Source organism: Gordonia sp. GN26 (assembly GCF_054823965.1).
In genome coordinates, this window is the sequence record NZ_JSYC01000139.1 from 1 (window position 1) to 25,156 (window position 25,156).

A 25,156-nucleotide genomic window follows, 5' to 3' on the forward strand; every position below is an offset into this window, starting at 1 on the left:
TCGAGTTCTCAAAGAACACACACCCACCAGACGTCCTCGTGATGAGGCCGGCTCCGATGAGCTCTCCCAGAGCGCGAGCATTACTCGCAATCTTGTTCTTGGGAGTGGCCCCGCACAGGCGGCCCGAGCGAGTGGCTCGGGCACTTTTGCTTCCCCGGTGCTTGCGGCTCCGGGGGAGTTGCTCTCTGCGGTGCGTCGATTAAGTTACACAGCCGCGAACAACGCGTCAAATCCCCTGGTCAGAGGGTCAGCTTTGCGCCGGCAAAACTCTTCTTGCCTCGTCGCACCACCAACCAACGACCGTGGAGCAGGTCGGAGTCCGCCGGCTGCCACTCCGGATCGGTGATCTTGGTGTTGTTCACGTAGGCGCCGCCTTCGGACACCGCACGCCGCGCGGCCTTGTTGCTCTCGGAGAGTTTGGTGTCGACGAGCAACTGGATGATGGAGGGCCGTTCTGTCGAGTACTCGGCGATGACGGTCTCCCCCACAGCTGCTGCCAGCGTCGCCTCGTCGAGTTCGTCGAGCTCGGCCCGTCCGAACAATGCCTGGCTGGCGAGCTCGACGGCGCGCGTGTTCTCTTCCCCGTGGATCAGGGTGGTCATCTCGGCGGCGAGCTTCTTCTGCGCGAGACGCAGGTGGGGCTTCTCCTCCGTCGCCTGCTCGAGCTCGGCGATCTCCTCACGTCCGAGGAAGGTGAACCAACGCAGGTAACGGATGACGTCTGCGTCGGCGGTGTTCACGAAGTACTGGTACCAGGCGTACGGGCTGGTGAGCTCGGGGTCGAGCCAGAGGCTGCCGCCACCAGTGGATTTGCCGAACTTCTTGCCGTCCGACGAGGTCACGAGCGGCACGGTCAACGCGTGCAGCGACAACCCGTCGAGTCGACGTCCGAGATCGACACCGCCGATGATGTTCCCCCACTGATCCGAGCCACCGATCTGCAGCACGCAGCCGTACCGGCGGTTGAGCTCGACGAAGTCGTTGGACTGTAGGAGCAGGTAGCTGAACTCGGCGTAACTGATGCCATCACCCTCGAGACGCCGCTTCACGGTGTCCCGGGCGAGCATGACGTTCACCGAGAAGTGCTTGCCGAGGTCGCGGAGGAACTCGATGGCGGAGAGCTGCCCGGTCCAGTCGAGATTGTTGACGACGAGTGCACCGGTCGGGGATTCGTCGATGTCGACGAAGCGGCGCAGCTGCGCATCGATCCGGCCTGCCCATTCGGCGACCGTGTCGGGAGCGTTCATGGTGCGCTCCCCCACCTCACGGGGGTCACCGATGAGGCCGGTGGCGCCACCTGCAAGAACGATCGGGCGGTGACCGGCCAGCTGGAAACGCTTGAGGGTCAGCAGCGGCACGAGGTGGCCGGCGTGAAGGCTGGCCGCCGTCGGGTCGAAGCCCGCATACAAGGTGATGGGCCCGTCCGCCAGTGCCTCGCGCAGTGCATCGAGGTCGGTGGACTGCGCGATCAGACCTCGCCAGCCGAGTTCGTCCAGGATGTCGACGGGAGCGTCCCCGGTCCGGATGGATCCCTCGGTCGTGTTGGCGGTTCCCTCAGTCTCAGCACTCACCCCTCGATCTTGTCATCCATCGAGATCGGGGCTCGGACGAGGTGACGCCTGCGGGCGTCGGACGACCGCGGGCCTACTGCCCGGCGATCAGGCGCTCGTGCTCGGCGTCGTCGACCTTGCGTGCCTCGTCGATGAGCATGACGGGGATTCCGTCTTCGTCGATCCGGTACGCGACGTGCAGTCGCGGGTTGTAGAGCTCGTCGCCGGCGTCGATCAGCGGGCCGTGGTCCTGCGGGCAGGCCAGCCGCTCGCGCACGATCGGGTCGATGGCCTCAGCGCGTGTCGTCACGCCGCTCAGCCTAGGGCATCTTCTGCCGACGACCCGCTCCAGTCCAGCTTCTCGGCGATCGTCTTCGTGTAGCGCCGGTAGCGGCCCTCGTCGTCGCGGTACCAGATCCGCGGTCCGGGCTTGGGCAACCCGTCGGCCGCGAATATGGTGCTCAACGGGCGGTACGACGCGGAGTGCGGGATCTCGTCGACGACGCGGATGAGGTGGGGCCGGATCTCGGCGGGGAACTCCCCGAGCGCGATTCGCAGTTGGGTGACGGTGAGCGACTCGGGTTTGGCATCCGGGCGGAGGGTCAGCGCAGCGACCAGCACCTGGTGTCCCGGCTCCCCCACGCCGTAGGCGACGACCCGGTCGACGCCCTGTATCCGCGACAGCGCGTGGGTGATCGGCGGGATGAACGCGGGTCCGGCCTCGGTGCGGACCACCCGGTCGGTGGCACCGAGGAAGTACAGGTCGCCGTCGGCATCGCGGACGAACAGATGCCCCGACACCTCCCACCGGTCACGGCTGGTGAAGACGTCACGCAGCACAGTGCCGTTGGTGTCGAACTTGTGCCGGGCCTTGGCCAGCAGCAGACCGGGCTCGCCGACCTCGGCACGCCGGACGAAACCGGACTCGTCGATCAGGAGACGATCGTTCGCGATGTCGTAGGCCGCGACCTCGACCGGGTTGGTCTCCGGGAGCGGCCGCCCGACGGACGACAGCTTGTCGCCGGAGACGTTGGCCAGGATCGCCGAACCGTCGGCGGTCGCGAAGAACTCGAGAATCCGGGCCCGGGGGAAGCTGCTGCACACGTCTTCCCACAGGCCCGCCGACATACCGGAACCCATGAACAGCCGGATCGGGTTGTGCTGGTTGATCCGGAAGCGCGGATCGCGGACGACGTCGCCCAGCATCGACCAGGTGTAGGACACGACGGTGACGCCGTAGCGCTGCACCTCGGTCGCGAACGTCTCCGGGTCGATGCCGTTGGACAGCGCGATCCGGGACCGGCCGACGACCGTCGCGCCAAGGGTCGTCAGCAGGCCGGAGGCGTGATGCAGGGGCGGTAGGCAGTACACGGTGTCGCGGTCGGAGAGCGCCGCCGCCGACGCCGCACCGAACGCCGACATCGCGAACCGATGGTTGGTCACCGGCCACGGCACGAGCTTTCCCCGGGCACGGCTGAACAGGATGAATGCGAGGTCTCCCGCGAGACCGGGATCGGGCCGGTACCAGGTGGGCAGGTCGACCTCGTCGGGGACGATCTGCTCCATGTCGATGATCGTCTTGCCGTCGACGCCGTCGATGGCACGGGAGTCGCCGCTGCCACCGCCGAGCACGAGCACCCGGTCCGACGCCGCGTCGGCGAGGTCGAGGTTGGTCGGGTCGGTCACGATGACCGAGCTGTCCGCGAGGCGCATCATCTCCCGCACGTCTGCGTCAGCGGCCAGCAGCACCGAGACGGCGCCGAGCCGGGCCAGTGCGGCGACCACGACCAGCGCGCTCGGACGCGTGTCCATCAGGACGCCGATGTGCTGTCCCGGACGCACGCCGCAGTAGATGAGGCCGGCGACGACGTTGTTGATGCGGGCGTCGACCTGCGCGTGGGTGAGCACACGGTTCTCGAACAGGAAGAGTTCTTTGTCGCCGTGCTTCTTGGTGTTCTCGGCCATCAGCTTCGACAGCGAGATCCGGGTGCCGCTCTGGATCTGGCCCAGGCGCAGGAGGCGGGGCACCGTGCGCACCGACTCCGACGCGACGGCCCGCGATGTCCGCTGCACCGAGTTGACCAGCGTGAGCAGTTCCCGGGACGCTGCGGTGCCGGCATCGGCGACCGACCCCACGCCGTGGGTGATGCGCGAGGACAGGCTGACACCGCCGCCGTGTCCCGGCTCGACCTGCGACATCTCGCTGATGAGTTCCGGACGGGTCCCGTTGTCCGACAACCAGTTCACCCAGTCGGCCGTGGTGGGCCAGGTGTGCTGTCCCGCCGTCGAGCCGACCACCAGCCCGAAGTGCCCGACCGGCAGGGTGGATTCGTAGACCTCGGCGTCGGGTGCGGCGCGCACGATCCCGCGCACCGCCGCCGGTTGACCGATGTCGTCGGCCTCGCCGACGAACGCCAGTACCGGGCAGGTGATCTCGGTGAGCGAGACGAGGTCGCCGTTGATGACGAAGCCGCCGGAGACCATGCGGTTGTGGGCGACGAACTGGCGCAGCAGTTCGGCGATCGCCGGGCCGGACCAGGCGACCCAGCCGTCGGCCTCGAGGAACCGCCGCTGATCCTCACGCGGGAGCAGCGCCTCGCGGTCGTGGAGACGGCGGAGGAAGTCGATCCGGCTGCGCACGGTCTTGACCGGGTCGAGTAGCTGGAAGCCGGTGCGCGCCATCCAGTCCCGGACCCACAGGTTCCGCACGAAGGACCGTTCGGCGAGGAACTCTGCGGCCGGCGCCACCAGACCGGCGGGCAATCCGAGGGGCAGGGCCGCCAGGACGTCGACCGGGCTGCCGAAGGTGATGACGCTCGCGATCCCCTTCGACCGCCGGTAGGCCGCGGTCTGGTAGGCGAACATGCCACCCTGGGAGTACCCGGCGAGGTGGATGTCGCGTCCGGTCGCCTCGACGATCAGATCGATCGCGTGGCTGATGGCCACCACGTGGTCGGCGAGGTTGCGTTCCATCCCGCCCTCTTCGGTGTCCGGGGAACCGAAGTCGATCACCCACGGGGTGATGCCGTTGCGATGGAGGATGGACACCGCACCGTTGTGCTCGGTCACGTCATAGACGTTGGCGGACACCATCATCGGCGGAACGAGCACGATGTTCGGGCCGGTGGACGGCTCGTTCGGGAAGTACCGGCGCAGCCGGAACATCTTGTGTGTCTCGACGATCGCGAAAGGAGCCGGTTCGGTCCCGGTCTCGAGACCGCCGAAGCGGAGCACCTCGAGTCCGTTCTGAGCGGTCGCCACCACCCGGCTGACCACGCCGCCCAGATCCGGGAGCCCGTCCAAACCCACCATCGCGTCGATTCCTCCCCGTTGTCAGCGAGACGTCCACCACCGACACGTCGGTGACATACGCCACTCTACCCACTGAGCAGTGGTTCTACTCTCGTCCTCCGGGACCGGCGTCCCAGCGTGTCCGCAGGTCGGCCGATTGTGCCGACACCACGTCTATCTGCCGTCGTACCTGATCGGGCGCGGTACCGCCATGCGCGTTGCGCGACTCGACCGAACCGCGCACCGTCAGCACCTCGCGCACCGCGGGGCTGAGCGAGGGGTTGATGCCGGTCAACGTCTCGTCGTCGAGCTCGGCGAGACCGATGCCCCGCGACTCGGCCTCGCGGACACAGGCTCCGGCGACCTCGTGGGCGACGCGGAAGGGCACGCCCTGCCGGACCATCCACTCGGCGATGTCGGTGGCGAGGGTGAAGCCGGCCGGGGCCAGCTCCTCCATCCGGTCGGTGTGGAACTCGAGCGTCGCGACCAGACCGGTGACGGCCGGCAGCAGCATCTCGAGCTGTGCCACCGCGTCGAAGACCGGTTCCTTGTCTTCCTGGAGGTCCCGGTTGTACGCCAGGGGCTGCGCCTTGAGCGTCGCGAGGAGACCGGTCAGGTCACCGATCAGGCGGCCGGCCTTGCCGCGCATCAATTCCGCGACGTCCGGGTTCTTCTTCTGCGGCATGATCGAGCTGCCCGTCGACCAGGCGTCGGCCAGCGTCACGTAACCGAATTCTGGTGTGCTCCAGATGATCACCTCTTCGGACAACCGGGAGAGGTCGACTGCGATCATCGCGAACACGAACGCCGCCTCGGCCGCGAAGTCGCGGGACGAGGTGGCGTCGATGGAGTTCTCCGCCGGCGCGTCGAACCCGAGGTCGGCGGCGATGGCGGCCGGATCGAGTCCCAGCGACGAACCGGCGAGGGCACCGGAGCCGTACGGCGAGACCGCGGTCCGGCGGTCGGCGTCGGCGAGGCGATCGATGTCGCGGAGCAACGGCTGGGCATGCGCGAGCAGATGGTGGCCGAGCAACACCGGCTGCGCCGCCTGCAGGTGCGTCTTGCCGGGCATGATCGCGTCAGGATGCGCGGCCGCCTGAGCGGTCAGCGCGTCGACGACGTCGAGCACTCCGAGGGCGACGCGTCGCATGGCGGCGCGCAGCCACATCCGGAACAGCGTGGCGACCTGGTCGTTGCGCGACCGGCCGGCACGCAGCCGTCCGCCGAGCTCGGGGCCGACCCGCTCGATGAGTCCGCGCTCGAGCGCACCGTGGACGTCCTCGTCGGACTCCGCGGGACCGAACGTCCCGTCGGCGACGTCGGCAGCCAGACGGTCGAGGCCGTCCAGCATGCCGGTCAGGTCGTCATCGGTGAGCAGTCCCGCCTTGTTCAGCACCCGGGCATGGGCTTTCGATGCCTGGATGTCGAACGGCGCCAGGGCCCAGTCGAAGTGGGTCGACTTGCTCAGGGCGGCCATCGCCGCGGCCGGACCGCCGGCGAAACGGCCGCCCCAGAGCGAACCCTCGTTGGTCGTCCCGCCGGTCTGCTCGCCACTCACAGATTCAGGTCCCGCTTGGCCGAGATCTTGGAGGACAGGCCGTGCAACTCGACGAAGCCACGGGCTGCCGACTGGTCGAAGCTGTCGCCCTCGTCGTAGGTGGCGAGGTTGAAGTCGTAGAGCGACTCGGAGCTACGACGCCCGGTGGCGGAGATGTTGCCGCCGTGCAGGACAAGGCGGATCTCGCCGGAGACGTGCTGCTGGGTCGAGTCCACGAAGGCGTCGAGCGAACGCTTCAGCGGCGAGAACCACAGACCGTCGTAGACCAGCTCGGCCCACTTGCGGTCGGTGCCGCGCTTGTAGCGGCCGAGCTCGCGCTCGATGGTGACGTGCTCGAGCTCCTCGTGGGCGCGGATCAGCACCATGGCGCCCGGGGCCTCGTAGACCTCGCGGCTCTTGATGCCGACGAGACGGTCCTCGACGACGTCGAGGCGTCCGACACCCTGCGCACCGGCGCGGCGGTTCAGCTCCTCGATGGCCTCCAGCACGGAGACCGGGCGGCCGTCGATGCTGACGGGGCGACCCTTGTCGAAGCCGATGATGACCTCGTCGGGGCTGTTCCAGTTGACGGTCGGGTCCTCGGTGTAGCTGTAGACGTCCTTGGTCGGCGCGTTCCACAGGTCCTCGAGGAAGCCGGTCTCGACGGCGCGGCCCCACACGTTCTGATCGATGGAGAACGGCGACTTCTTGGTCACGTTGATCGGGATGTCGTTCTCTTCGGCGAAGGCGATGGCCTTCTCACGGGTCCACGCGTAGTCGCGGACCGGGGCGAGAACCTCGAGATCGGGTGCGAGGGTGGCGAAGCCGACCTCGAAGCGGACCTGATCGTTGCCCTTGCCGGTGCAGCCGTGGGCGACGACGGTGCCGCCGTGATCGCGGGCGGCGGTCACGAGATGCTTGGCGATCAGCGGACGCGACAGCGCCGACACCAGCGGGTAGCGGTCCATGTAGAGGGCGTTCGAGGTGATCGCCGGGAGGCAGTACTCATCGGCGAATTCGTCACGGGCGTCGACGACGACGGCTTCGACCGCGCCGCAGTCGAGGGCGCGCTGGCGGATGACGTCCATGTCCTCGCCGCCCTGACCGAGGTCGAGAGCCACGGCGACGACCTCCTTGCCGGTCTCCTTCTGGATCCAGCTGATCGCGACCGAGGTGTCCAGGCCGCCCGAGTATGCGAGTACGACACGTTCTGCCATGAGGTGAAGCTCCTGTTCTAAGCGATGACCCGAGTCCATCATCGGCCCCGGGGTTCCGACCACACCGTCCGGGTCTCGGTTGGCGGTGTGTTCGGTTGCGGTTCTCGTTCTGTCCGGCCGCGACGGGCGCGGCCGGTGGTTCTGCAGTGGGCGGGGGCTACACGAGGCCCTCGATCCGTCGGGCGAGCTCGGCGCCGTCGAGCGGCTCGCGGGCGACGACGAAGATCGTGTCGTCACCGGCGATCGTGCCCACCACATCGGGAAGTCGGGCACGGTCGAGGGCAGCCGCCAGGTAGTGCGCGGCGCCGGGCGGCGTGCGCAGTACGGCGAGGTTGCCGCTGTTGTCGGTGGAGACCAGGAGCTCCGACACGAGGCGCGAGAGGCGATCGGTACCGCCGGACACGCCGCGCACCGGCGAACCGTCCTCCGGCACCACGTACACACCCGCACCGCCGTCGGCGGCCCGCAGCTTCACGGCCCCGAGCTCGTCGAGGTCACGGGACAACGTGGCCTGGGTGGCATCGATCCCCTGCTGGGCCAGCAACCGCTGCAGCTCCGACTGGCTGCGCACCTGGTGGGTCGACAGGATGTCGATGATCCGCGCATGCCGCCCCGCGCGGGTCGCGGCGAGGCGGTTCTCCGAGTGTTCGGCTCCGGCGGTCACAACTGGTCCTGGCTTTCTGGTGTCATCTCACTGGTGCTCCAGCAGCCAGATCAGCAGGGCCTTCTGCGCGTGCAGACGGTTCTCGGCCTCGTCGAAGACGACGCTGCGCGGACCGTCGATGACCGAGGCGGTGATCTCGTCGCCGCGGTGCGCCGGCAGACAGTGGAGCACGATTGCGTCGTCGGCGGCGTGGGCGAGCAGCTCGTCGTTGATCTGGTACGGCCGGAAAGGTGCTGTGCGGTCCTTGCCGTCCTCCTCCTGACCCATCGACACCCAGGTGTCAGTGACCAGGACGTCGGCACCGGTGACCGCCTCGACCGGGTCGGTCACGAGCCGCACCGATCCCCCGGTCTCGGCGGCACGCCGCTCGGTGTCGGCGATGATCGCCGGATCGGGCTGGAAACCCTCGGGGGCGCTGATCGTCACGTGCATCCCGGCGGTGACGCCGCCGAGACCGAGCGAGTGGGCCATGTTGTTGGCGCCGTCGCCCAGGTAGGTCATCTTCAGACCCGTGGGCGACCCCTTCTGCTCGATGATCGTCTGCAGGTCGGCGAGCACCTGGCACGGGTGGAACTCGTCGGACAGGGCGTTGACGACCGGCACGGACGCGCTCGACGCCAGGGCCTCGAGACGGTCCTGACCGAAGGTGCGCCACACGACGGCGTCGACGAAGCGCGACAACACCTGTCCGGTGTCCTCGAGGGTCTCCTCGCGGCCGAGCTGGGTGGTGCGGCCGTCCACGACCACCGCGTGACCACCGAGCTGGGCGATGCCGACCTCGAACGAGAAGCGCGTACGTGTCGAGTTCTTGTCGAAGATCACCCCGACCCCGCGGGGTCCCTCGAGCGGGCGGAAGGCGAACGGCTGCGCCTTCACCAGGGCGGCGAGGGCGAGCACCTCGGCCTGCTCGGCGGGGGTGAGGTCGTCATCGCGTAGGAAGTGACGCGTCATGCCTTGTCTCCCTTGTCGTTCTGGGCAGTGGCGCCCTTCGAGGCCGCTGCCGCGGCGGTGTCCGCCGAAGCCGCTGCCGCGGCGGTGTCGAGGATTGTCGGCAGGGCGCCGACGAAGGTCTGCGCCTGTTCCTCGGTGATGATCAGTGGCGGCGCGAGCCGCAGCACGTCGGGTGCCGGTGCGTTGATGAGGAATCCGGCGTCACGGGCCGCAGCCTCGACGCGCCCGGACAGAGCCTCGGTCAATTCGACGCCGAGCAGCAGACCGGCTCCCCGCACACCCGCGATGAGCGGGTGGTGGAGGTCCTCGATGCCGGTGGCGATCGTCTTGCCCACGGCGGCAACGTGATCGGTGAGGCCTTCGGACTCGATGACCCCGAGCACGGCGAGCGCGGCGGCCGCGGCGACGGGATTGCCCCCGAAGGTCGTGCCGTGCTGGCCGGGTTCGAACAGCTCGGCAGCCGGGCCGGTGGCGATGCAGGCACCGATCGGCAGTCCGCCGCCGAGTCCCTTGGCCAGGGTCATCACGTCGGGCACCACACCCACCTGCTGGTGGGCGAAGAAGGTGCCGGTCCGCGCGACGCCGGTCTGCACCTCGTCGAGGATGAGCAGTGCACCGCGCTCGCTGGTGATGCGGCGGGCGGCGGCCAGGTAGTCGGCGGGCGGGACGATCACGCCGGCTTCACCGAGGATCGGTTCGAGGATCACCGCGGCGGTCTGGTCGGTGACGGCGGCGTCGAGTGCCTCGGTGTCGCCATACGGGACGAACCGCACTCCCGGCGGCATCGGCTCGAACGGTGCACGCTTCGACGGCTGTCCGGTCATGGCGAGAGCGCCCATGGTGCGGCCGTGGAAGGCCTTCTCGGCGGCCACGATCTCGGGCCGGCCGGTCCGCCGCGCGAGCTTGAAGGCGGCCTCGTTGGCCTCGGTCCCGGAGTTGCAGAAGAACGCGCGGCCCGGGTGGCCGAAGCGGTCGAGCAGCTTCTCCGCGAGTTCGACGACGGGCGGCGAGATGTAGAGGTTCGACACGTGTCCGAGCGTCTGCAGCTGGGTCGTGACGGCCTCGACGATCGCGGGATGCGCATGGCCGAGGGAGTTCACCGCGATGCCGCCGAGCAGGTCGAGGTATCGCTTGCCGTCGGCATCGGTGACGTACGGCCCCGAACCGCCGACCAGGGCGATCGGCGGGGTGCCGTAGTTCTTCATCAGGGACTGGCCCCAACGCTGTTGCAGCGGTGCGGTCACTGGTCCTCCTCACGCGGGTCGACGACGGTGGTGCCGGTGGAGCTCTCGGTCAGCAGCTGGGCGAGCACGGAATGGGCGACGCGACCGTCGATCACGTGGGCGCGTTCGACTCCCCCGGTCACCGCTCGCAGGCAGGCCTCCATCTTGGGGACCATGCCGGAGTCCAGCGACGGCAGCAGCTCGGCCAGGGCATCGGTGCCGATCTGGGACACCAGCGACCCGCGGTCGGGCCAATCAGTGTACAGCCCTTCGACATCGGTCAGCATGACCAACCGCGAGGCACCGAGCGCCTCGGCGAGCGCACCGGCCGCGGTGTCGGCGTTGATGTTGTGGACGACGCCATCACGATCCGGGGCGATGGTCGAGACCACCGGGATGCGTCCCGCCGCAACGAGATCGAGCACCGCGGAGGTGTTCACCGAGGAGATGTCGCCGACGAGGCCGATGTCGGTGGCGATGCCGTCGACGAGGACCGTCCGCCGGGTCGCGGTGAACAGATGGGCGTCCTCGCCGGTGATGCCGACGGCATAGGGGCCGTGCGCGTTGATGAGACCGACTAGTTCACGACCGACCTGACCGAAGAGGACCATCCGGGCGACGTCCATCACCTCGGGGGTGGTGACCCGGAAGCCGCCCTTGAATTCTCCTTGCAGGCCCAGTTTCTTCAGCATCGCCGAGATCTGCGGTCCGCCGCCGTGCACGACGACGGGGTGCATGCCGCAGGCGCGGAGGAACACCATGTCCGCGGCGAAGGCTTTCTTCAGTTCGTCGTCGACCATGGCGTTGCCGCCGTACTTGACGACGATCGTGGCGCCGGCGAGTTCCTGCAGCGCGGGAAGCGCTTCGGCGAGGACCTTCGCCTTCGCGAGGCCCGCGGCCGGATCGATCTGGGGTGCACCGAATTCCGGTGTGGTGTCGCTCATGACGAGTACGCCGAGTTCTCTTCGACGTAAGCGTGTGAGAGGTCCGTGGTCCGGACGGATGCCGAGGCGTCGCCGAGTTTCAGGTCGACCAGCACGTCGATGTCGGCACCGGAGAGGTCGACATCGCGTGCCCCCTCGACGCCGCAACCGTTCTCACACACGGGGGATCCGTTGAACGACACGGCGATCACGTCCGGATCGATCCGGACCGGGGACGCGCCGACCGTGGCCAGCACCCGGCCCCAGTTGGGATCGGAACCGAACAGTGCGGTCTTGACCAGTGAGTCGCGGGCCACGAACCGGGCGACGACCAGGGCATCGTCCTCGGTCCGTGCACCGGTGACGGTGATGGTGACCCGCTTGGTGACCCCCTCGGCGTCGGCCTGCATCTGGGCGGCCAGGTCGTCGCAGACCGCGAACACGGCCTCGTCGAGATCGGCCTGGTCGACCGGGATCTGGCTGGCACCCGAACTCAGCAGCAGCACGGTGTCGTTGGTGGACATGGAGCCGTCGATGTCGAGCCTGTCGAACGTCCGCTCGGTCGCCCGACGCAGGGCGGTGTCGAGCTGTTCGCTGGTGGCGGCGGCGTCGGTGGTCAGCACCACGAGCATCGTCGCGAGCGAGGGCGCCATCATCCCGGCGCCCTTGCCCATGCCGCCGACGTTCCATCCCTGGGGATGGTGCAGCGCAGCCTGTTTCGGCACGGTGTCGGTGGTCATGATGGCGTGTGCGGCGTCGGTGCCGCCGGTGAGTCCGCCGCCCATCTCCTGGACGATCTCGGTGACGCCGGCGAGGACCTTGTCCATCGGGAGGCGGTCACCGATCAGCCCGGTCGAGCAGACGGCCACCTCGACGGCGCCGGTGCTGGTCCCCCAGTTGCTCAACGCCTCCGCGACGGCCTCGGCCGTCTTGTGGGTGTCCTGGAATCCGCCGGGCCCGGTGCACGCGTTGGCACCGCCCGAGTTGAGGATCACCGCGCGCAGCTTGCCGGTGGTGAGAACCTGCTGGGACCACAGGACGGGTGCGGCCTTGACCTGGTTGCTGGTGAAGACGCCGGCGGCCGAGTAATCCGGGCCCTCGTTGAACACGAGGGCGAGGTCGGGATTGCCGGACACCTTGATACCGGCCGCGATCCCCGCAGCACGGAAACCCAGCGGCGCGGTGACGCCCTGTTCGCGGACGAGCCGCGGGGTGTCGCCGGGGGCCCCGCCCTCGATGCGCTCCGGATCCGGTTGTGCGTCCTGGATTCCGGTTCCCTCGACGCCTGTCATGGTGCAACTCCCACGGTGCTCAGTCCCTCGTTCTCTGTCCAGCCCAGCGCCAGGTTCATCGACTGGACCGCGGCGCCGCCGGTCCCCTTGGTCAGGTTGTCCACCGCGCCGACGACCACGAGGGTCTGGGCGCGCTCGTCGACGGTCACCCCGAGCTGGACGGCGTTGGAACCGATGACCGAACCGGTGGCCGGCAGGCGGCCGTCCGGCAGGACATGGATGAATTCCTCGTCGGCGTAGGCCTTTTCGTAGACCGCGCGGACCTCGTCGCCGGTCGCGGTGGTCCGTGCGGTGCACGTCGCGAGGATGCCCCGGGCCATCGGCGCCAGGATCGGGGTGAACGAGACGGTGACGGGCTGCTGCGCCGCTTCCGACAGCGCCTGCGAGATCTCCGGGGTGTGCCGGTGGACGCCGCCGACGCCGTAGGCCCGGGCGGACCCGATGACCTCGGACGCGAGCAGGTCGACCTTCGGCGAACGCCCGGCGCCCGACGCGCCGCTGACCGCGACCACGGTCACATGCGGCTCGGCCAGGCCGGCCGCGATCGCCGGGAGCAGCGACAGGATCGACACCGTCGGGTAGCAGCCCGGAACGGCGATCCGGCTGGCGTCCTTGAGGACCTCACGATTGCCGGGAAGCTCGGGCAGGCCGTACGGCCAGGTGCCTGCATGATCCCCGCCGTAGTAGGAGGTCCAGTCGCCGGCGTCGCGCAGCCGGAAGTCGGCGCCGCAGTCGATGATCAGCGTGGTCGGCGGCAGGGCGTCGGCGATGACCGCCGATGCACCGTGCGGCAGGCCCAGGAAAACGACGTCGTGGCCGCTCAGGATCTCCGGGGTGGTCTCCTCGAGAACCCGATCTGCCAGCGGCAGCAGGTGTGGATGGTGGGACCCGAGCGTGGTGCCGGCGTTGCCGCCGGCAGTCAGCGCACCGATCTCGAGCTCACCGGATCGCAGACGGGGATGCCCGCACAGGAGTCGGAGGATCTCACCACCCGCGTAGCCGCTCGCGCCGGCCACTGCCACTTTCACACCGCTGGTTGAGCTTGTCGAAGCCATGCAATCATTATGCACCGGCATGCAAATCAATACATAAACGGGGTGGCCCCTATGGGCGTCTGCCCCCGCGTGTCAGCGGAGGCGGGCGCCCACCCGTTCGGCAGCGGCGTCGACCGCGGCCATCTTCGCGGCGTTGGCCTCGTCCTCGGTCAGCGTACGGTCGTTCGCGCGGAAGCGCAGCGAGAACGTCAGCGACTTGTTGCCCTCACCGACCTGCTCACCGGTGAAGACGTCGAACAGTGCGATGTCCTCGAGCAGCTCACCCGCACCGTCGCGCAGCGCCGACCGGACCTCGGCCGCCGGCACGTCGGCCGCGACCACCACGTTGACGTCCTGCAGGACGGCCGGGAAGACCGACACCGCCGGAGCGGGCAACACCTCGCGGAGCGGCAGGGCGTCAATGTCGATCTCGACCGCGCACGCACGCTTGGGCAGGTGGGCGCGTTCGAGAACCGTCGGGTGGAGCTCGCCGGCGAAACCCACCGTGCGTCCCTCGACGGTCAGGCGGGCGCAGCGACCCGGATGCCACGGCCGGTGATCGGCAGCGGAGAGTTCGACCTCCACTCCTGCAGCACGCGCGATCGTGCGAGCCGCCTCGAAGGCGTCGAGGTGGTCGGCGGCGCGTCCCGGACCCCATGGCCCCGCGGGGTCGCGCAGGCCGGTCAGGACGATGCCGACGTGCAGCGGCTGGTGCGGCAACGACGCGTCGAGCGCCGCGATGTCCGCATCGGTGGGACGCCGCGTCACGTCGAGCGCGGGAACGGGTGCGACGTGGTCACCGGCGATGACGACCTGGCCGATGGTGAACAGCGACAGGTCGCGCTGGCCACGGGCGATGTTGCGCGCGGCCATCTCGAGCAGGCCGGGCAGCAACGTCGTGTTGAGTTCGGGCCGGTCCGACTCGAGCGGGTTGAGGACCTTGACGGTACGGCGGCGCTCGTCGTCGGCGGGCAGATCCCAGAGGTCGAAGACCCCGGCCGGCATGAACGGGTACGGGAGGACCTCGACATACCCGTCGAGGGCGAGAGTGCGTCCGACGCTGCGCCGACGACGCTGCTCCGGTGTGAGACCGGTGCCGCCGGGGGCGCGCGGCACGACGGCCGGGATGTCCTCGAGGCCTTCGAGGCGCAGCACCTCTTCGACGAGATCGGCGCGCTGCTTGAGGTCGGGACGCCACGACGGCGGGACGACGTCGAGGGGGTCGGTGCCGGTGACCACGCAGCCCACCTCGGCGAGACGTGCGGCGGTGGTGCCTGCCGGGTAGCCGATGCCGGCGACGCGGTCGGGCTCGTCGGCGGCGATGGTGATCGCCGACGGGGACGGGGTCGCGACACGCGCCTCCGACAGCGGCGAGGAGATGGCGCCGCCGGCGATCTCGACGATGAGCTGGGCGGCGCGATCGGACGCGACCGTGGTGATCTCCGGGTCGACGATGCGCTCGAAGCGCTTGCTGGCCTCGGAGGTCAGCTTGTGACGCTTGCCGGTGCGGAACACGCGGACAGGGTCGAAGGTCGCCGACTCGAGCAGCACGGTGGTCGTCGAGTCACCCACCTCGGTGGCGCCGCCGCCCATGACGCCGGCGAGGGCGATGGGACCGGTCTCGTCGGCGATGACGACGTCCTCGGGGTCGAGTACGCGGTCCACCTCGTCGAGGGTGCGCAGCTTCTCCCCCGGCTTCGCCGACCGCACGGTGACGGTGCCGGTGATGCGGTCGGCGTCGAAGGCGTGCAGCGGCTGACCGAGTTCGATCATGACGTAGTTGGTGACGTCGACGATCGCCGAGATCGGCCGGATACCCGCGACCATGAGTCGCTTCTGCATCCACCACGGCGAGATCGCCTTCGGGTCGACGCCGGTGATCACGCGCGCGGTGTAGCGGGTGGCGCCGGAGCCGTCCTCGATCACGACGGGCCACGGCGTGCCCTCTGCGCTCACATCGGTTTCAACGACACCCGGGTCGACGAAGGGCACCTCGAAGCTGCTCGCCAGCTCGCGGCCGAGACCGCGGATCGAGAAGGCGTAACCGCGGTCGGGGGTGACGTTGACGTCGATGGCGGCGTCGTCGAGTCCGAGGACCTCACGGGCGTCCGCGCCGGGCTCGGCGGTGCCGGGGGCCAGCACCAGGATGCCGCTGTGGTCGTTGCCGATGCCGAGCTCGGAGACCGAGCAGATCATGCCGTCGGAGACGCGGCCATAGGTCTTGCGCGAGGCGATCTCGAAGGGACCGGGCAGCACGACGCCGGGCAGTGCGGCGACGATCAGGTCACCCTCGGCGAAATTCCGGGCGCCGCAGACGATCCCGCGCGGCTCCGACTCGCCGACCTCGACGGTGCAGAAGCGGATCGGCTTCTTGAACTCGGTGAGCTCCTCGATCGTCTCCACGCGACCGATCACCAGCGGGCCGGTGATCTCCGGGAACTTCTCGATGTCCTCGATCTCGAAACCGACGCGGACGAACCCCGCATCGATCTCCTCGGTGGTCGCCGACCACTTCGGATCGCCCGAGCGCAGGACCTCGGTGTACCAGGACTGGGGTGCACGCACTGTGTATCAACTACTTTCGTCGCGTCGTGGAAGTCTGAGGATGCTCGCCGGGCCGGTCAGGCGGCCGGACCGAATGGGAGGGTGAACCGGATGTCGCCCTCGACCATGTCGCGCATGTCGGAGATGTCGTTGCGGAACTGCAGGGTGCGCTCCAGGCCCATGCCGAAGGCGAAGCCGGAGTAGACGTCCGGGTCTATTCCGCTGGCGCGCAGCACGTTCGGGTTGACCATGCCGCAACCGCCCCACTCGACCCAGCCGGGTCCGCCCTTCTTGGCCGGGAACCAGACGTCGACCTCGGCCGACGGTTCGGTGAACGGGAAGTACGACGCACGCATCCGGGTGGTGGTCTCCGGTCCGAACAGCGCACGGGCGAAGGTCTCGAGGGTGCCGCGCAGGTTCGCCAGCGTCAGACCCTTGTCGACCGCGAGTCCCTCGATCTGGTGGAAGACCGGCGTGTGGGTGGCGTCGAGCTCGTCGGTGCGGAAGGTGCGACCGGGGCAGGCCACGTAGATCGGCAGGTCGCGGTTGAGCATCGAGCGCACCTGGACTGGCGAGGTGTGTGTGCGCAGCACCTGGCGCGAGCCCTCGGGCGCGATGTAGAAGGTGTCCTGCATGGAGCGCGCCGGGTGATCCGGCAGGAAGTTGAGGGCGTCGAAGTTGTGGTGCTCGGTCTCGACCTCGGGCCCCTCGGCGATCTCCCAACCCATGGCGACGAAGACGTCGGCGACCTGCTCGGCGATCACGGTGATGGGATGACGGGCGCCGACCGGGCGACGACCGCTGGGCAGCGTCACGTCGACCGATTCGGCGACGAGGACCGCCGCGTCACGTTCGGCCTCGAGGGTCGCGGTCCGCGATTCCAGCGCCGCGGTCACCCGACCCCGAACCTGGTTCACGAGCTTGCCGGCCTCCGAACGCTGCTCCTTCGGCAGGCTGCCGAGGGCGCGCCGGGCCAGTGCGATCGGCGACCGGTCGCCGAGGTGCGCGGACTTCGCCGCGGACAGCTGCTCGAGATCGGCCGCCGCCTCGAAGGCCTCGACGGCCGACGTCGCCGCCGCCTCGAGGTCGTCGGGTCCGGGGAATACCGTTTCGTCGGCGGAAGTGGCCACGGTCGGCGAGCTCCTCATGCGTGGGTCGGTGGGTGGACGGCGTCGTCGTCACGCGGAGGGCTGGTCGAGCGCGGGAGAACCGGCTCGAGGCGACCGTCAACGGCGGCGATGACTCCCATCGAGGGTAGTCGACCGCCGCGAGGCGCTGACCTGCAGGGAGGCGTCGCCTCCGGGAAGTGCGTCCGCTCCGCGACGCGGTGCGGGCCGAAGAGCGAGGACACGAGCCGTCACCGCGCATCCGATCCCGGCGATCAGCCACATGCGGCCGCCCCCGAGCAGCCCGTACCGCGACACCATCAGGACGGCGACACCGAGGCACACCAGGACGCCCGCCAGGGTCACGTCCCGCACGCGTCCGGCACGGCGGGCGGCCGGGTCGTCCCACCACGGGATCGACCGGTTCTCCAACGGAGACAGCATCGCGACGACGGGAACCATCAGGGCGAGGAGCAGCATCGTCTGCAGTCCGACGACGATCGGGAACGACGCGGAGTGCACGTCGGCGCGATCCAGGCCCGAGGCCGCGCCCAGGACGATGACCGCGGCGAGGACCGGGAGGTGCCAGAGATACAGCGTCATCGCACCACGGTTGCCGAGGACTACCCACCACCAGACCCGCGGACGGTCGGCGATGCTCACCAGTACTCGACGCACCGCGATGGCGCCCGCGCACAGCACGATCGCGTGACCCGCGAGAAGCAGGCTGGGCGGGCTCATGTTCGACAGCTGCTGGCCCGGCACCGTGACGAGGGAGACCTCATACGGACCCCACTGCACGAGCCCGGCGTCGAGGATCAGGGCGCCGATCGCCACGGCCGCCGCGGTTCCCGGACGTAGGATTCGCCGCGCGTAGGCGACACCGAGTACAGCCGGGATCGTCCAGACGGTGAGGAAGTTCAGGTAACCGAGCCACGACGGCCCGTGGTCGAGTCGGACGGCGTCGATCAGTGCCGTACTCCCCCAGCAGGTTCCGAGTGCGATCGCCACCTGGAGAGATGTGCGGATCCGCTGCAGCAGTGGGACGACGGCCAGCACGAGCAGGTACGCACCGAGGAACCAGAGCAACTGCACCCCAAGGCGTGCGACGACATCGGCCGCGGCGTCGAGGCCGGCCGTCGTCAGTCCGGCCAGCACGACGAGTACGACTCCGAGGTACCAGCCGAGCGGCCGAAGAAGACGCTGGGTACGCGTGAACAGCCAGTGCCCGGCTGACGGGGTGTCGCCGGGAGCCCGGGACATCCAGCCGTGCGTCGACGCCGCGGCCCCCGCGAAGAAGAACAGCGGCAGCACCTGGAGCAGCCAGGTGGCCGGCTGCAGGATCGGCACATCCCCGAGTGTGTTGCCGAGGTGGATCGCGCCGTCGGACGTGTCGACGGTCAGCATGATCGAGTGACCGGCGACCACCACGAGCAGCGAGCAGATGCGGATGAGGTCGATGACCCGATCCCGGTCTCCGGTGAGGGCGGCCAGCTCGAGTGGTGTCGGCAGACTCCCGGACTTCCGGCGGGGTGACGTCGTGAGCATGCGTCGAGTGTCGCCGGGTACGCGCCGCCGGACCTGAGCAGAATTACTCGGTCGGGGTCGGCAATCCCCGCAGCCCCGCTCCGCGATCCGCCGCCGAAAGCCACCCCCGAAACCCGCCCCCGGAATCCGCCCTCCAGAGGCGGGCCGGCGACACACTGTCGTCGGTCGACTTCTGGAGGGCCGATCTCAGGGGCGCTTTTCAGCTGGTCGGGGTGTGGGCGCGAACAGCAACGGTCCCGGCACCATGCGTGCCGGGACCGTTGTCGGGAGAGCTACTTGCCGAAGCCGGCGCGCTTGAGGGCGTCGGCCATCGCACCGCTGGGCGCGGGCCTGCGGTCGTTGCGGTTGCTGCCGCCCGCGCGGTTGCCCGGGTTGCCGCGACCGCCCTGGCCGCCCTGACCACCGCGCTGATCGTTGCGGCGCTGACCACCACCGCGATTGCCGCCGTTGTCGCTGCGGGGCACACGGGCGCCGCCCTTGCCGCCGGTGTTGCCGGCACCTGGCTCGTCGTCGAGGCGCAGGGACAGGCCGATCCGCTTGCGTTCGACGTCGACGTCCATGACCTTCACCTTGACGATGTCGCCGGACTTCACGACCTCGTGCGGGTCGGAGACGAAGCGGTGGGCCATGGCCGACACGTGCACCAGGCCGTCCTGGTGGACGCCCACGTCGACGAAGGCACCGAAGGCCGCCACGTTGGTGACCTGACCTTCCAGCACCATGCCCGGTGTGAGGTCGGAGACCTTCTCGATACCGGCGGCGAAGGTCGCGGTCTTGAACTCCGGGCGCGGGTCGCGACCCGGCTTGTCGAGCTCGGCGATGATGTCGATGACAGTCGGACGACCGAAGGTCTCGTCGACAAAGTCGTCGGGACGCAGCTTGGTGAGGGTCGCGGTGTCGCCGATCAGCGAGCGGACGTCGGTGCCGACCTTGTCCAGAATCCGGGTGACGACCGGGTAGGCCTCCGGGTGCACGCTGGACGCGTCGAGCGGGTTGTCGCCGTCGGTGATCCGGAGGAAGCCGGCACACTGCTCGAACGCCTTGGGTCCGAGGCGCGGGACATCGGTGATCTGCTTGCGGCTGCGGAAGGCGCCGTTCGAGTCACGATGCGCGACAATCGATTCCGCAAGTCCGGCGGTGATTCCGGACACGCGGGACAGCAGCGGCACCGATGCGGTGTTCACATCCACACCCACCGCGTTCACCGCGTCCTCGACCACGGCACCGAGCGAGCGTGCGAGCAGCGTCTCGGAGACGTCGTGCTGGTACTGCCCGACGCCGATCGACTTGGGATCGATCTTCACCAGTTCGGCGAGCGGATCCTGCAGGCGGCGGGCGATCGACACCGCACCGCGGATCGACACGTCGAGGTCGGGCAGTTCCTTCGACGCGTATGCCGACGCCGAGTACACCGAGGCGCCCGCCTCCGACACGACGACACTGGTCGGCGGCTTCTTGCCGGAGTCCTTGATGGCGGCGATCAGTTCGCCGGCCAGCGCATCGGTCTCGCGGGATGCGGTGCCGTTGCCGATCGCGATCAGGTCGACGCCGTGCTTCTGGACGAGCGCTCCCAACACCGCGAGCGCGCCGGCCTTGTCGCGGCGCGGCTCGTGCGGGTAGATGGTGGCGGTGTCGACGACCTTGCCGGTCTCGTTGACCACGGCGACCTTCACACCGGTCCGCAGGCCGGGGTCGAGTCCCATCGTGGTGCGGGCACCGGCGGGTGCGGCCAGGAGGAGGTCCTTGAGGTTGGTCGCGAAGACCGCCACCGCATCGGCCTCGGCGGCCTGGCGCAGCCGCATCCGGACGTCGAGGGAGAGTCCGACGAACAGTTTGGTGCGCCACGCCCAGCGCACGGTGTCGGCGAGCCAGCGGTCGGCGGGACGGCCCTGATCGGAGATCCCGAACCGCGCGGCGATGCGCTGCTCGTACGGACCGGGTCCGGCCGGGCGGTCGGCCGCCTCCGGATCGGCGTCGAGGGTGACCGACAGGATCTCCTCGCGCTCCCCGCGCAGCACGGCGAGCACCCGGTGCGACGGGATCGAGGTGAAGGGCTCGGAGAAGTCGAAGTAGTCGGCGAACTTGGCGCCGGCCGACTCCTTGCCCTCGCGCACCGCGGTCCGCAGCACGCCGGTCTGCCACATCAGTTCACGCAGTTCACCGACCAGGTCGGCATCCTCGGCGAACCGTTCGACGGCGATCGCGCGCGCACCGTCGAGCTGCTCGGCGGTGAAGGTCGACGGGTCGGTGGTCGGGTCCGACAGGAGGGCGTCGGCCACCGGCTCGTGCCCGGCCTCGCGGGCGATCTGGGCCTTCGTGCGGCGCTTCGGCTTGTAAGGCAGGTAGATGTCCTCGAGGCGGGCCTTGGTGTCGGCCGCGAGGATTCGTGCGTCGAGTTCGGGGTCGAGCTTGCCCTGGGCGGCAATCGACTCGCGGACCGACTGACGCCGGGCCTCGAGGTCGCGGAGGTAGCCGAGACGCTCGTCGAGGGTGCGCAGCTGGGCGTCGTCGAGACCGCCGGTGACCTCCTTGCGGTACCGGGCGACGAACGGGACCGTCGACCCGCCGTCGAGCAGTTCGATCGCGGCCCGGACCTGACCGACGCCGACGCCGAGTTCGGTGGCGATCGCCGACGCGATGCGGCTGTTCACGACTGCGGGGTCGGGAGCGGGCACCGTCTGCGGGGTCGCGGCCTCCGATGGGGCGGGAACTGCGGGAGCGGACTCGGGCTGGGGCGCGGAGGCGGGTGACACGGTTTCTGACACGATCGCCGACCCTACCGGCCGCCTCGGACAGCTGTCAGCCGCGACCCACCGCCTTGTGGACGCGCGCACTCTCGTACAGACAGATCGCCGCCGCGGCGGCGACGTTCAGGCTCTCGGCGCGTCCGCGGATGGGGATGGACACCCGGTGGTCGGCGGCCGTCTGGATGCCGGCGGGCAGCCCGTGGGCCTCGTTGCCGAAGAGCCAGCCGATCCGGCCGGACAGCACCTCGGCGGCGTGGTCGAGGTTCACCTCACCGTCGGCGGCGGTCGCGAGCAGCGAGATGCCGGCGTCGGAGATGGCATCGAGACCCTCGGTCAGGGTGCGCTGCCGCACCACCGGCACGGTGAAGACACTGCCGGCGCTCGCGCGGACACATTTCCCGTTGTGGGGATCGACCGCGTCACCGAGCAGCACGACGGCGTCGGCGCCCATCGCGTCGGCGCATCGGATGAGCGTTCCGGCGTTCCCGGGTTCCCGAGGTTCGACGGCGATCGCGAGCAGCCGCGGCTCGTCGGCGAGAACGGTCTCGAGCGGCACGTCGAGGAGCGGGCAGACGGCGAAGATCCCGGGCGGGGTCGAGGTCTCCGCGAGCTTCGACGCCGCTCGAGCAGAGATGACGAGAACCGGGACGCCGGCCGACTCGGCAGCATCGGTGATCTCCCGATGCCGGAGCCGGTCCTCGTCGGCGACCAGCACGACCTCGGCGCGTTCGACCGCGAGAGCCGAGGACACCGAGTTGGCCCCCTCGGCGAGGAAACGCCCCTGCTCGCGCCGCTCGGCGGCGCGATGGAGCTTTGCATACGACACGACCCGCGAGGATCGCTCGGACAGGATCTCCGTCATCGGATCATCCCTCGGGCGACTCGCGGGTCGTGTGTGGTGTGGCGCAATCAGGCAGCCGGGGCGTTGACGTCGGCCGGCAGAGCCTTGCGGGCGACCTCGACCAGGCCGGTGAAGGCCTCGGAATCGGTCACCGCGATGTCGGCGAGCACCTTGCGGTCAACCTCGACACCAGCGGCCTTGAGGCCCTGGATGAAGCGGTTGTAGGTGATGTCGTTGGCGCGGGCCGCAGCGTTGATACGCGCGATCCACAGCTTCCGGAACTCACCCTTGCGGGCGCGACGGTCCCGGTAGGCGTAGGTCATCGAGTGGAGCTGCTGCTCCTTGGCCTTGCGGTAGAGGCGCGACCGCTGTCCGCGGTAGCCCTTCGAGGCCTCGAGGGTGGACCGACGCTTCTTCTGGGCGTTCACTGCCCTTTTCACGCGTGCCATGTGTTAAATCCTTTTGCTTGTCAGAGGTCTGGGTTCGCGCGCGTCAGATGTTCAGCAGGCGCTTGATGCGAGGGGTGTCGTTCTCGCTGACGACGGTGGTGCCGTCGAGACGACGGGTGCGCTTGGAGGGCTTGTGCTCCAGCAGGTGGCGGCGGTTGGCCTTCTGACGGACGATCTTGCCGCTGCCGGTCACCTTGAATCGCTTCGCGGTGCCCTTGTGGGTCTTGCTCTTAGGCATGTCTTTCCTTCTGTCGGGCGAACTCGGGCAGCCGAACCTGACCAGGTCCGGCTGGAATCCGGGTTCACGTCTCGTGATCTCGGCCGGGACGGGGCATGCACCCGCGTCCGGCCGAACGGCTCAGCTCTCGTCCGGCGCGTTCTTCGGGCCGCCGGAACGTTCGCGGCTCTCTTGCGCCTTCTGGCGGGTCTTCGCACCCTTGTGCGGGGCGAGGACCATCGTCATGTTGCGACCGTCCTGCTTGGCCGAGGTCTCGACGAAGCCGTAATCGGCGACATCGTTGCCCAGGCGCTGCAACAGGCGGTAGCCGAGCTCAGGACGGGACTGCTCGCGGCCGCGGAACATGATGGTCACCTTCACCTTCGACCCCGCCTCGAGGAACCGGACGACGTGACCCTTCTTGGTCTCGTAGTCGTGGTCGTCGATCTTGGGGCGGAGCTTCTGCTCCTTGATGACGGTCATCTGCTGATTGCGACGCGATTCGCGCTGCTTCTGGGCCGCTTCGTACTTGAACTTGCCGTAGTCCATGATCTTGCAGACCGGCGGACGGGCGTCGGGAGCCACCTCGACGAGGTCGAGGTCAGCTTCGTAAGCCAAGCGAAGCGCATCTTCAACACGCACGATGCCCACCTGCTCCGAGTTGGGTCCGACGAGTCGGACCTCAGGGACGCGGATGCGCTCGTTGATGCGGGTCTCAGTGCTGATGGGGCCTCCTAGTTCAATCCTGCAGTGGTAACCGTCGCGTCGTGGCGAGGGTCGTGTGCAGGAGAACGAGCGCAAACCTCAGCAAACGAGCCCCGGGACAGTGTCCGCGGGGCTCCGTTACCGACCGATTCTCTTCACTGCATCTCGAGGGCACAGCGCGGCCGATCTCTCCAGTCGCATCACGAGGATGCGATCTGCGACGATCGGCGTGAACCGGACCGTGCGACTGCGGCGAACTCGCCAGGCGAGGACTCGCGTCGAACGGTGGGAGCGGAACTCCACTTACGACCCCGGCGCATACCAGGGCGGTCGTGCTATGGGAGTCTAACAGCCATGGCCGAGAACCCCAATTCGTCACAAGCACCGACACCCCAGGGGGGTGCGACGGGCAGTGGCTCCGACATCGATGATGCGGCACGCACTGACTTCGACAACGTCCGTGACCTGGGAGATATTCCGGCCATCGAGGTCATCACCCGGTCCATCGTGATGCTCATGAGTGCCGCCGCCGAGAAGTTGGGCCTGGCCGAGGGCACCCCGGAGGACCGGATCGACCTGCCCGAGGCCCGCACCCTCATCACCGCGCTGGCCGGCCTCGTCGATGCGTCGAAGGCCGACCTCGGCATCCATGCCGCCCCGATCCGCGACGGCCTCAAGGGCCTGCAGCTCGCCTTCCGCGAGGCCAGCGCCTACCCGGACGAGCCCGGCGAAGGACCCGGCGAGAAGTACACCGGCCCGGTGCGGGCGCCGAAGAAGTAGGCGGACCTCGATACGCGGCGTCCTCGCTTCGCTCGGTCGTCGCTACTCGGCCGGCCGGCCGGGCGCGGGTCCCGCGTCGGTCGCTCGATCGTCGCCGGTCGGCCGGCAGGGCTCTGCTGGTTGAGCAGGTCAAGAGCGTAGCGACGAGCCGTGTCGAAACCACTAACCTGGACTCATGACGAATCCCGGAGAGTCCGACGCACCGAACACGTCCCCGTCGGACGACATCATCGATGCGGAGATCGTGCACACCGGCCCGGTACCGGGAACCCTCCCCGACCCCGACTACACCGAGAGCGGTGTCCCGACCTTCGACTTCGTCCGCGACAAGATCGAGAACCGGATCACCACTGCGATCGGCTCCCAGGAACTCGCCGAGGCGAGTGCCGAAGGCCAGAGCGTCGACGAGATGATGCGCAAGCGCGACGAGGCCGCGAAGAAGCGGCTCGAGGAGATCCGCAAGTCGATGGGCCAATAGCCCAACCGTACGCACAATCGCCACTTCCGAGCAGAGGCGCTGGCTGTAACCAGCACTGC

Annotated in this window: 21 protein-coding genes; 2 read left to right on the plus strand and 19 right to left on the minus strand. The window is 69.0% G+C overall.

Features of this window, described 5'->3' with window-relative positions:
• Positions 1–239: 239 nt before the first annotated feature.
• The 19 genes from tyrS to infC all read right to left on the minus strand — a co-directional run bounded on the left by tyrS (position 240) and on the right by infC (position 23,878).
• The gene (gene tyrS / locus OK17_RS20270) at positions 240–1,571 is read right to left on the minus strand and encodes a tyrosine--tRNA ligase (RefSeq protein ID WP_232716189.1); all 1,332 of its coding nucleotides are present in this window, start codon (positions 1,569–1,571) and stop codon (positions 240–242) included.
• A 73-nt stretch (positions 1,572–1,644) separates the two neighbouring features.
• The gene (locus OK17_RS20275) at positions 1,645–1,860 is read right to left on the minus strand and encodes a Trm112 family protein (RefSeq protein ID WP_232716190.1); all 216 of its coding nucleotides are present in this window, start codon (positions 1,858–1,860) and stop codon (positions 1,645–1,647) included.
• A 5-nt stretch (positions 1,861–1,865) separates the two neighbouring features.
• Positions 1,866–4,862 (minus strand): AMP-binding protein, encoded by a 2,997-nt coding sequence (locus tag OK17_RS20280; RefSeq protein WP_461418542.1) that lies wholly within the window; start codon positions 4,860–4,862, stop codon positions 1,866–1,868.
• 85 nt (positions 4,863–4,947) lie between these two features.
• Positions 4,948–6,399 carry an argininosuccinate lyase gene (gene argH, locus OK17_RS20285; RefSeq protein ID WP_232716194.1) on the minus strand — a complete coding sequence of 484 codons (1,452 nt, stop codon included), beginning with the start codon at positions 6,397–6,399 and terminating at the stop codon, positions 4,948–4,950.
• Positions 6,396–7,595, minus strand: a complete 1,200-nt coding sequence (locus tag OK17_RS20290) for an argininosuccinate synthase (protein WP_461418543.1) — start codon at positions 7,593–7,595, stop codon at positions 6,396–6,398. Before OK17_RS20290 ends, argH begins: the two co-directional genes overlap by 4 nt.
• 157 nt (positions 7,596–7,752) lie before the next feature.
• Entirely contained in the window at positions 7,753–8,259 is a 507-nt protein-coding gene (locus tag OK17_RS20295; RefSeq protein ID WP_232716197.1) for an arginine repressor, read from the minus strand.
• 27 nt (positions 8,260–8,286) lie between these two features.
• Complete coding sequence (argF, locus tag OK17_RS20300) at positions 8,287–9,210, minus strand: ornithine carbamoyltransferase (protein ID WP_232716199.1); 924 nt, start codon at positions 9,208–9,210, stop codon at positions 8,287–8,289.
• Positions 9,207–10,454 (minus strand): acetylornithine transaminase, encoded by a 1,248-nt coding sequence (locus OK17_RS20305; protein WP_461418544.1) that lies wholly within the window; start codon positions 10,452–10,454, stop codon positions 9,207–9,209. Before OK17_RS20305 ends, argF begins: the two co-directional genes overlap by 4 nt.
• Positions 10,451–11,377: an acetylglutamate kinase gene (gene argB / locus OK17_RS20310; RefSeq protein WP_461418545.1), complete on the minus strand. Its 927-nt coding sequence runs from the start codon at positions 11,375–11,377 to the stop codon at positions 10,451–10,453. Before argB ends, OK17_RS20305 begins: the two co-directional genes overlap by 4 nt.
• A complete protein-coding gene (gene argJ, locus OK17_RS20315; RefSeq protein WP_461418546.1) occupies positions 11,374–12,648 on the minus strand; it encodes a bifunctional glutamate N-acetyltransferase/amino-acid acetyltransferase ArgJ in 1,275 nt (424 codons plus the stop codon). Before argJ ends, argB begins: the two co-directional genes overlap by 4 nt.
• Complete coding sequence (gene argC / locus OK17_RS20320; protein ID WP_461418547.1) at positions 12,645–13,703, minus strand: N-acetyl-gamma-glutamyl-phosphate reductase; 1,059 nt, start codon at positions 13,701–13,703, stop codon at positions 12,645–12,647. The genes argJ and argC overlap by 4 nt, the downstream gene beginning before the upstream one ends.
• A 72-nt stretch (positions 13,704–13,775) precedes the next feature.
• The gene (gene pheT / locus OK17_RS20325; RefSeq protein ID WP_461418548.1) at positions 13,776–16,247 is read right to left on the minus strand and encodes a phenylalanine--tRNA ligase subunit beta; all 2,472 of its coding nucleotides are present in this window, start codon (positions 16,245–16,247) and stop codon (positions 13,776–13,778) included.
• Positions 16,248–16,303: 56 nt separating this feature from the next.
• Positions 16,304–17,356 (minus strand): phenylalanine--tRNA ligase subunit alpha, encoded by a 1,053-nt coding sequence (gene pheS / locus OK17_RS20330; RefSeq protein ID WP_232716209.1) that lies wholly within the window; start codon positions 17,354–17,356, stop codon positions 16,304–16,306.
• 96 nt (positions 17,357–17,452) lie between these two features.
• Entirely contained in the window at positions 17,453–18,880 is a 1,428-nt protein-coding gene (locus OK17_RS20335; protein WP_232716210.1) for an acyltransferase family protein, read from the minus strand.
• Between the two features lie 272 nt (positions 18,881–19,152).
• Positions 19,153–21,645, minus strand: a complete 2,493-nt coding sequence (locus OK17_RS20340) for a Tex family protein (protein ID WP_406566969.1) — start codon at positions 21,643–21,645, stop codon at positions 19,153–19,155.
• A 34-nt stretch (positions 21,646–21,679) separates the two neighbouring features.
• Positions 21,680–22,489 (minus strand): TrmH family RNA methyltransferase, encoded by an 810-nt coding sequence (locus tag OK17_RS20345; protein WP_232716212.1) that lies wholly within the window; start codon positions 22,487–22,489, stop codon positions 21,680–21,682.
• A gap of 47 nt (positions 22,490–22,536) precedes the next feature.
• Positions 22,537–22,917, minus strand: coding sequence for a 50S ribosomal protein L20 (rplT, locus tag OK17_RS20350; RefSeq protein WP_461418549.1), 381 nt, complete (start codon positions 22,915–22,917; stop codon positions 22,537–22,539).
• A gap of 43 nt (positions 22,918–22,960) precedes the next feature.
• Positions 22,961–23,155, minus strand: a complete 195-nt coding sequence (gene rpmI, locus OK17_RS20355; RefSeq protein ID WP_005200211.1) for a 50S ribosomal protein L35 — start codon at positions 23,153–23,155, stop codon at positions 22,961–22,963.
• A gap of 120 nt (positions 23,156–23,275) precedes the next feature.
• Positions 23,276–23,878: a translation initiation factor IF-3 gene (infC, locus tag OK17_RS20360; RefSeq protein ID WP_081712428.1), complete on the minus strand. Its 603-nt coding sequence runs from the start codon at positions 23,876–23,878 to the stop codon at positions 23,276–23,278.
• A gap of 315 nt (positions 23,879–24,193) precedes the next feature.
• Between infC and OK17_RS20365 the strand changes: the two genes are divergently transcribed.
• Positions 24,194–24,619, plus strand: coding sequence for a DUF1844 domain-containing protein (locus tag OK17_RS20365; protein WP_461418550.1), 426 nt, complete (start codon positions 24,194–24,196; stop codon positions 24,617–24,619).
• Between the two features lie 175 nt (positions 24,620–24,794).
• Entirely contained in the window at positions 24,795–25,097 is a 303-nt protein-coding gene (locus tag OK17_RS20370) for a PspA domain-containing protein (RefSeq protein WP_232716215.1), read from the plus strand.
• Positions 25,098–25,156: the final 59 nt, after the last annotated feature.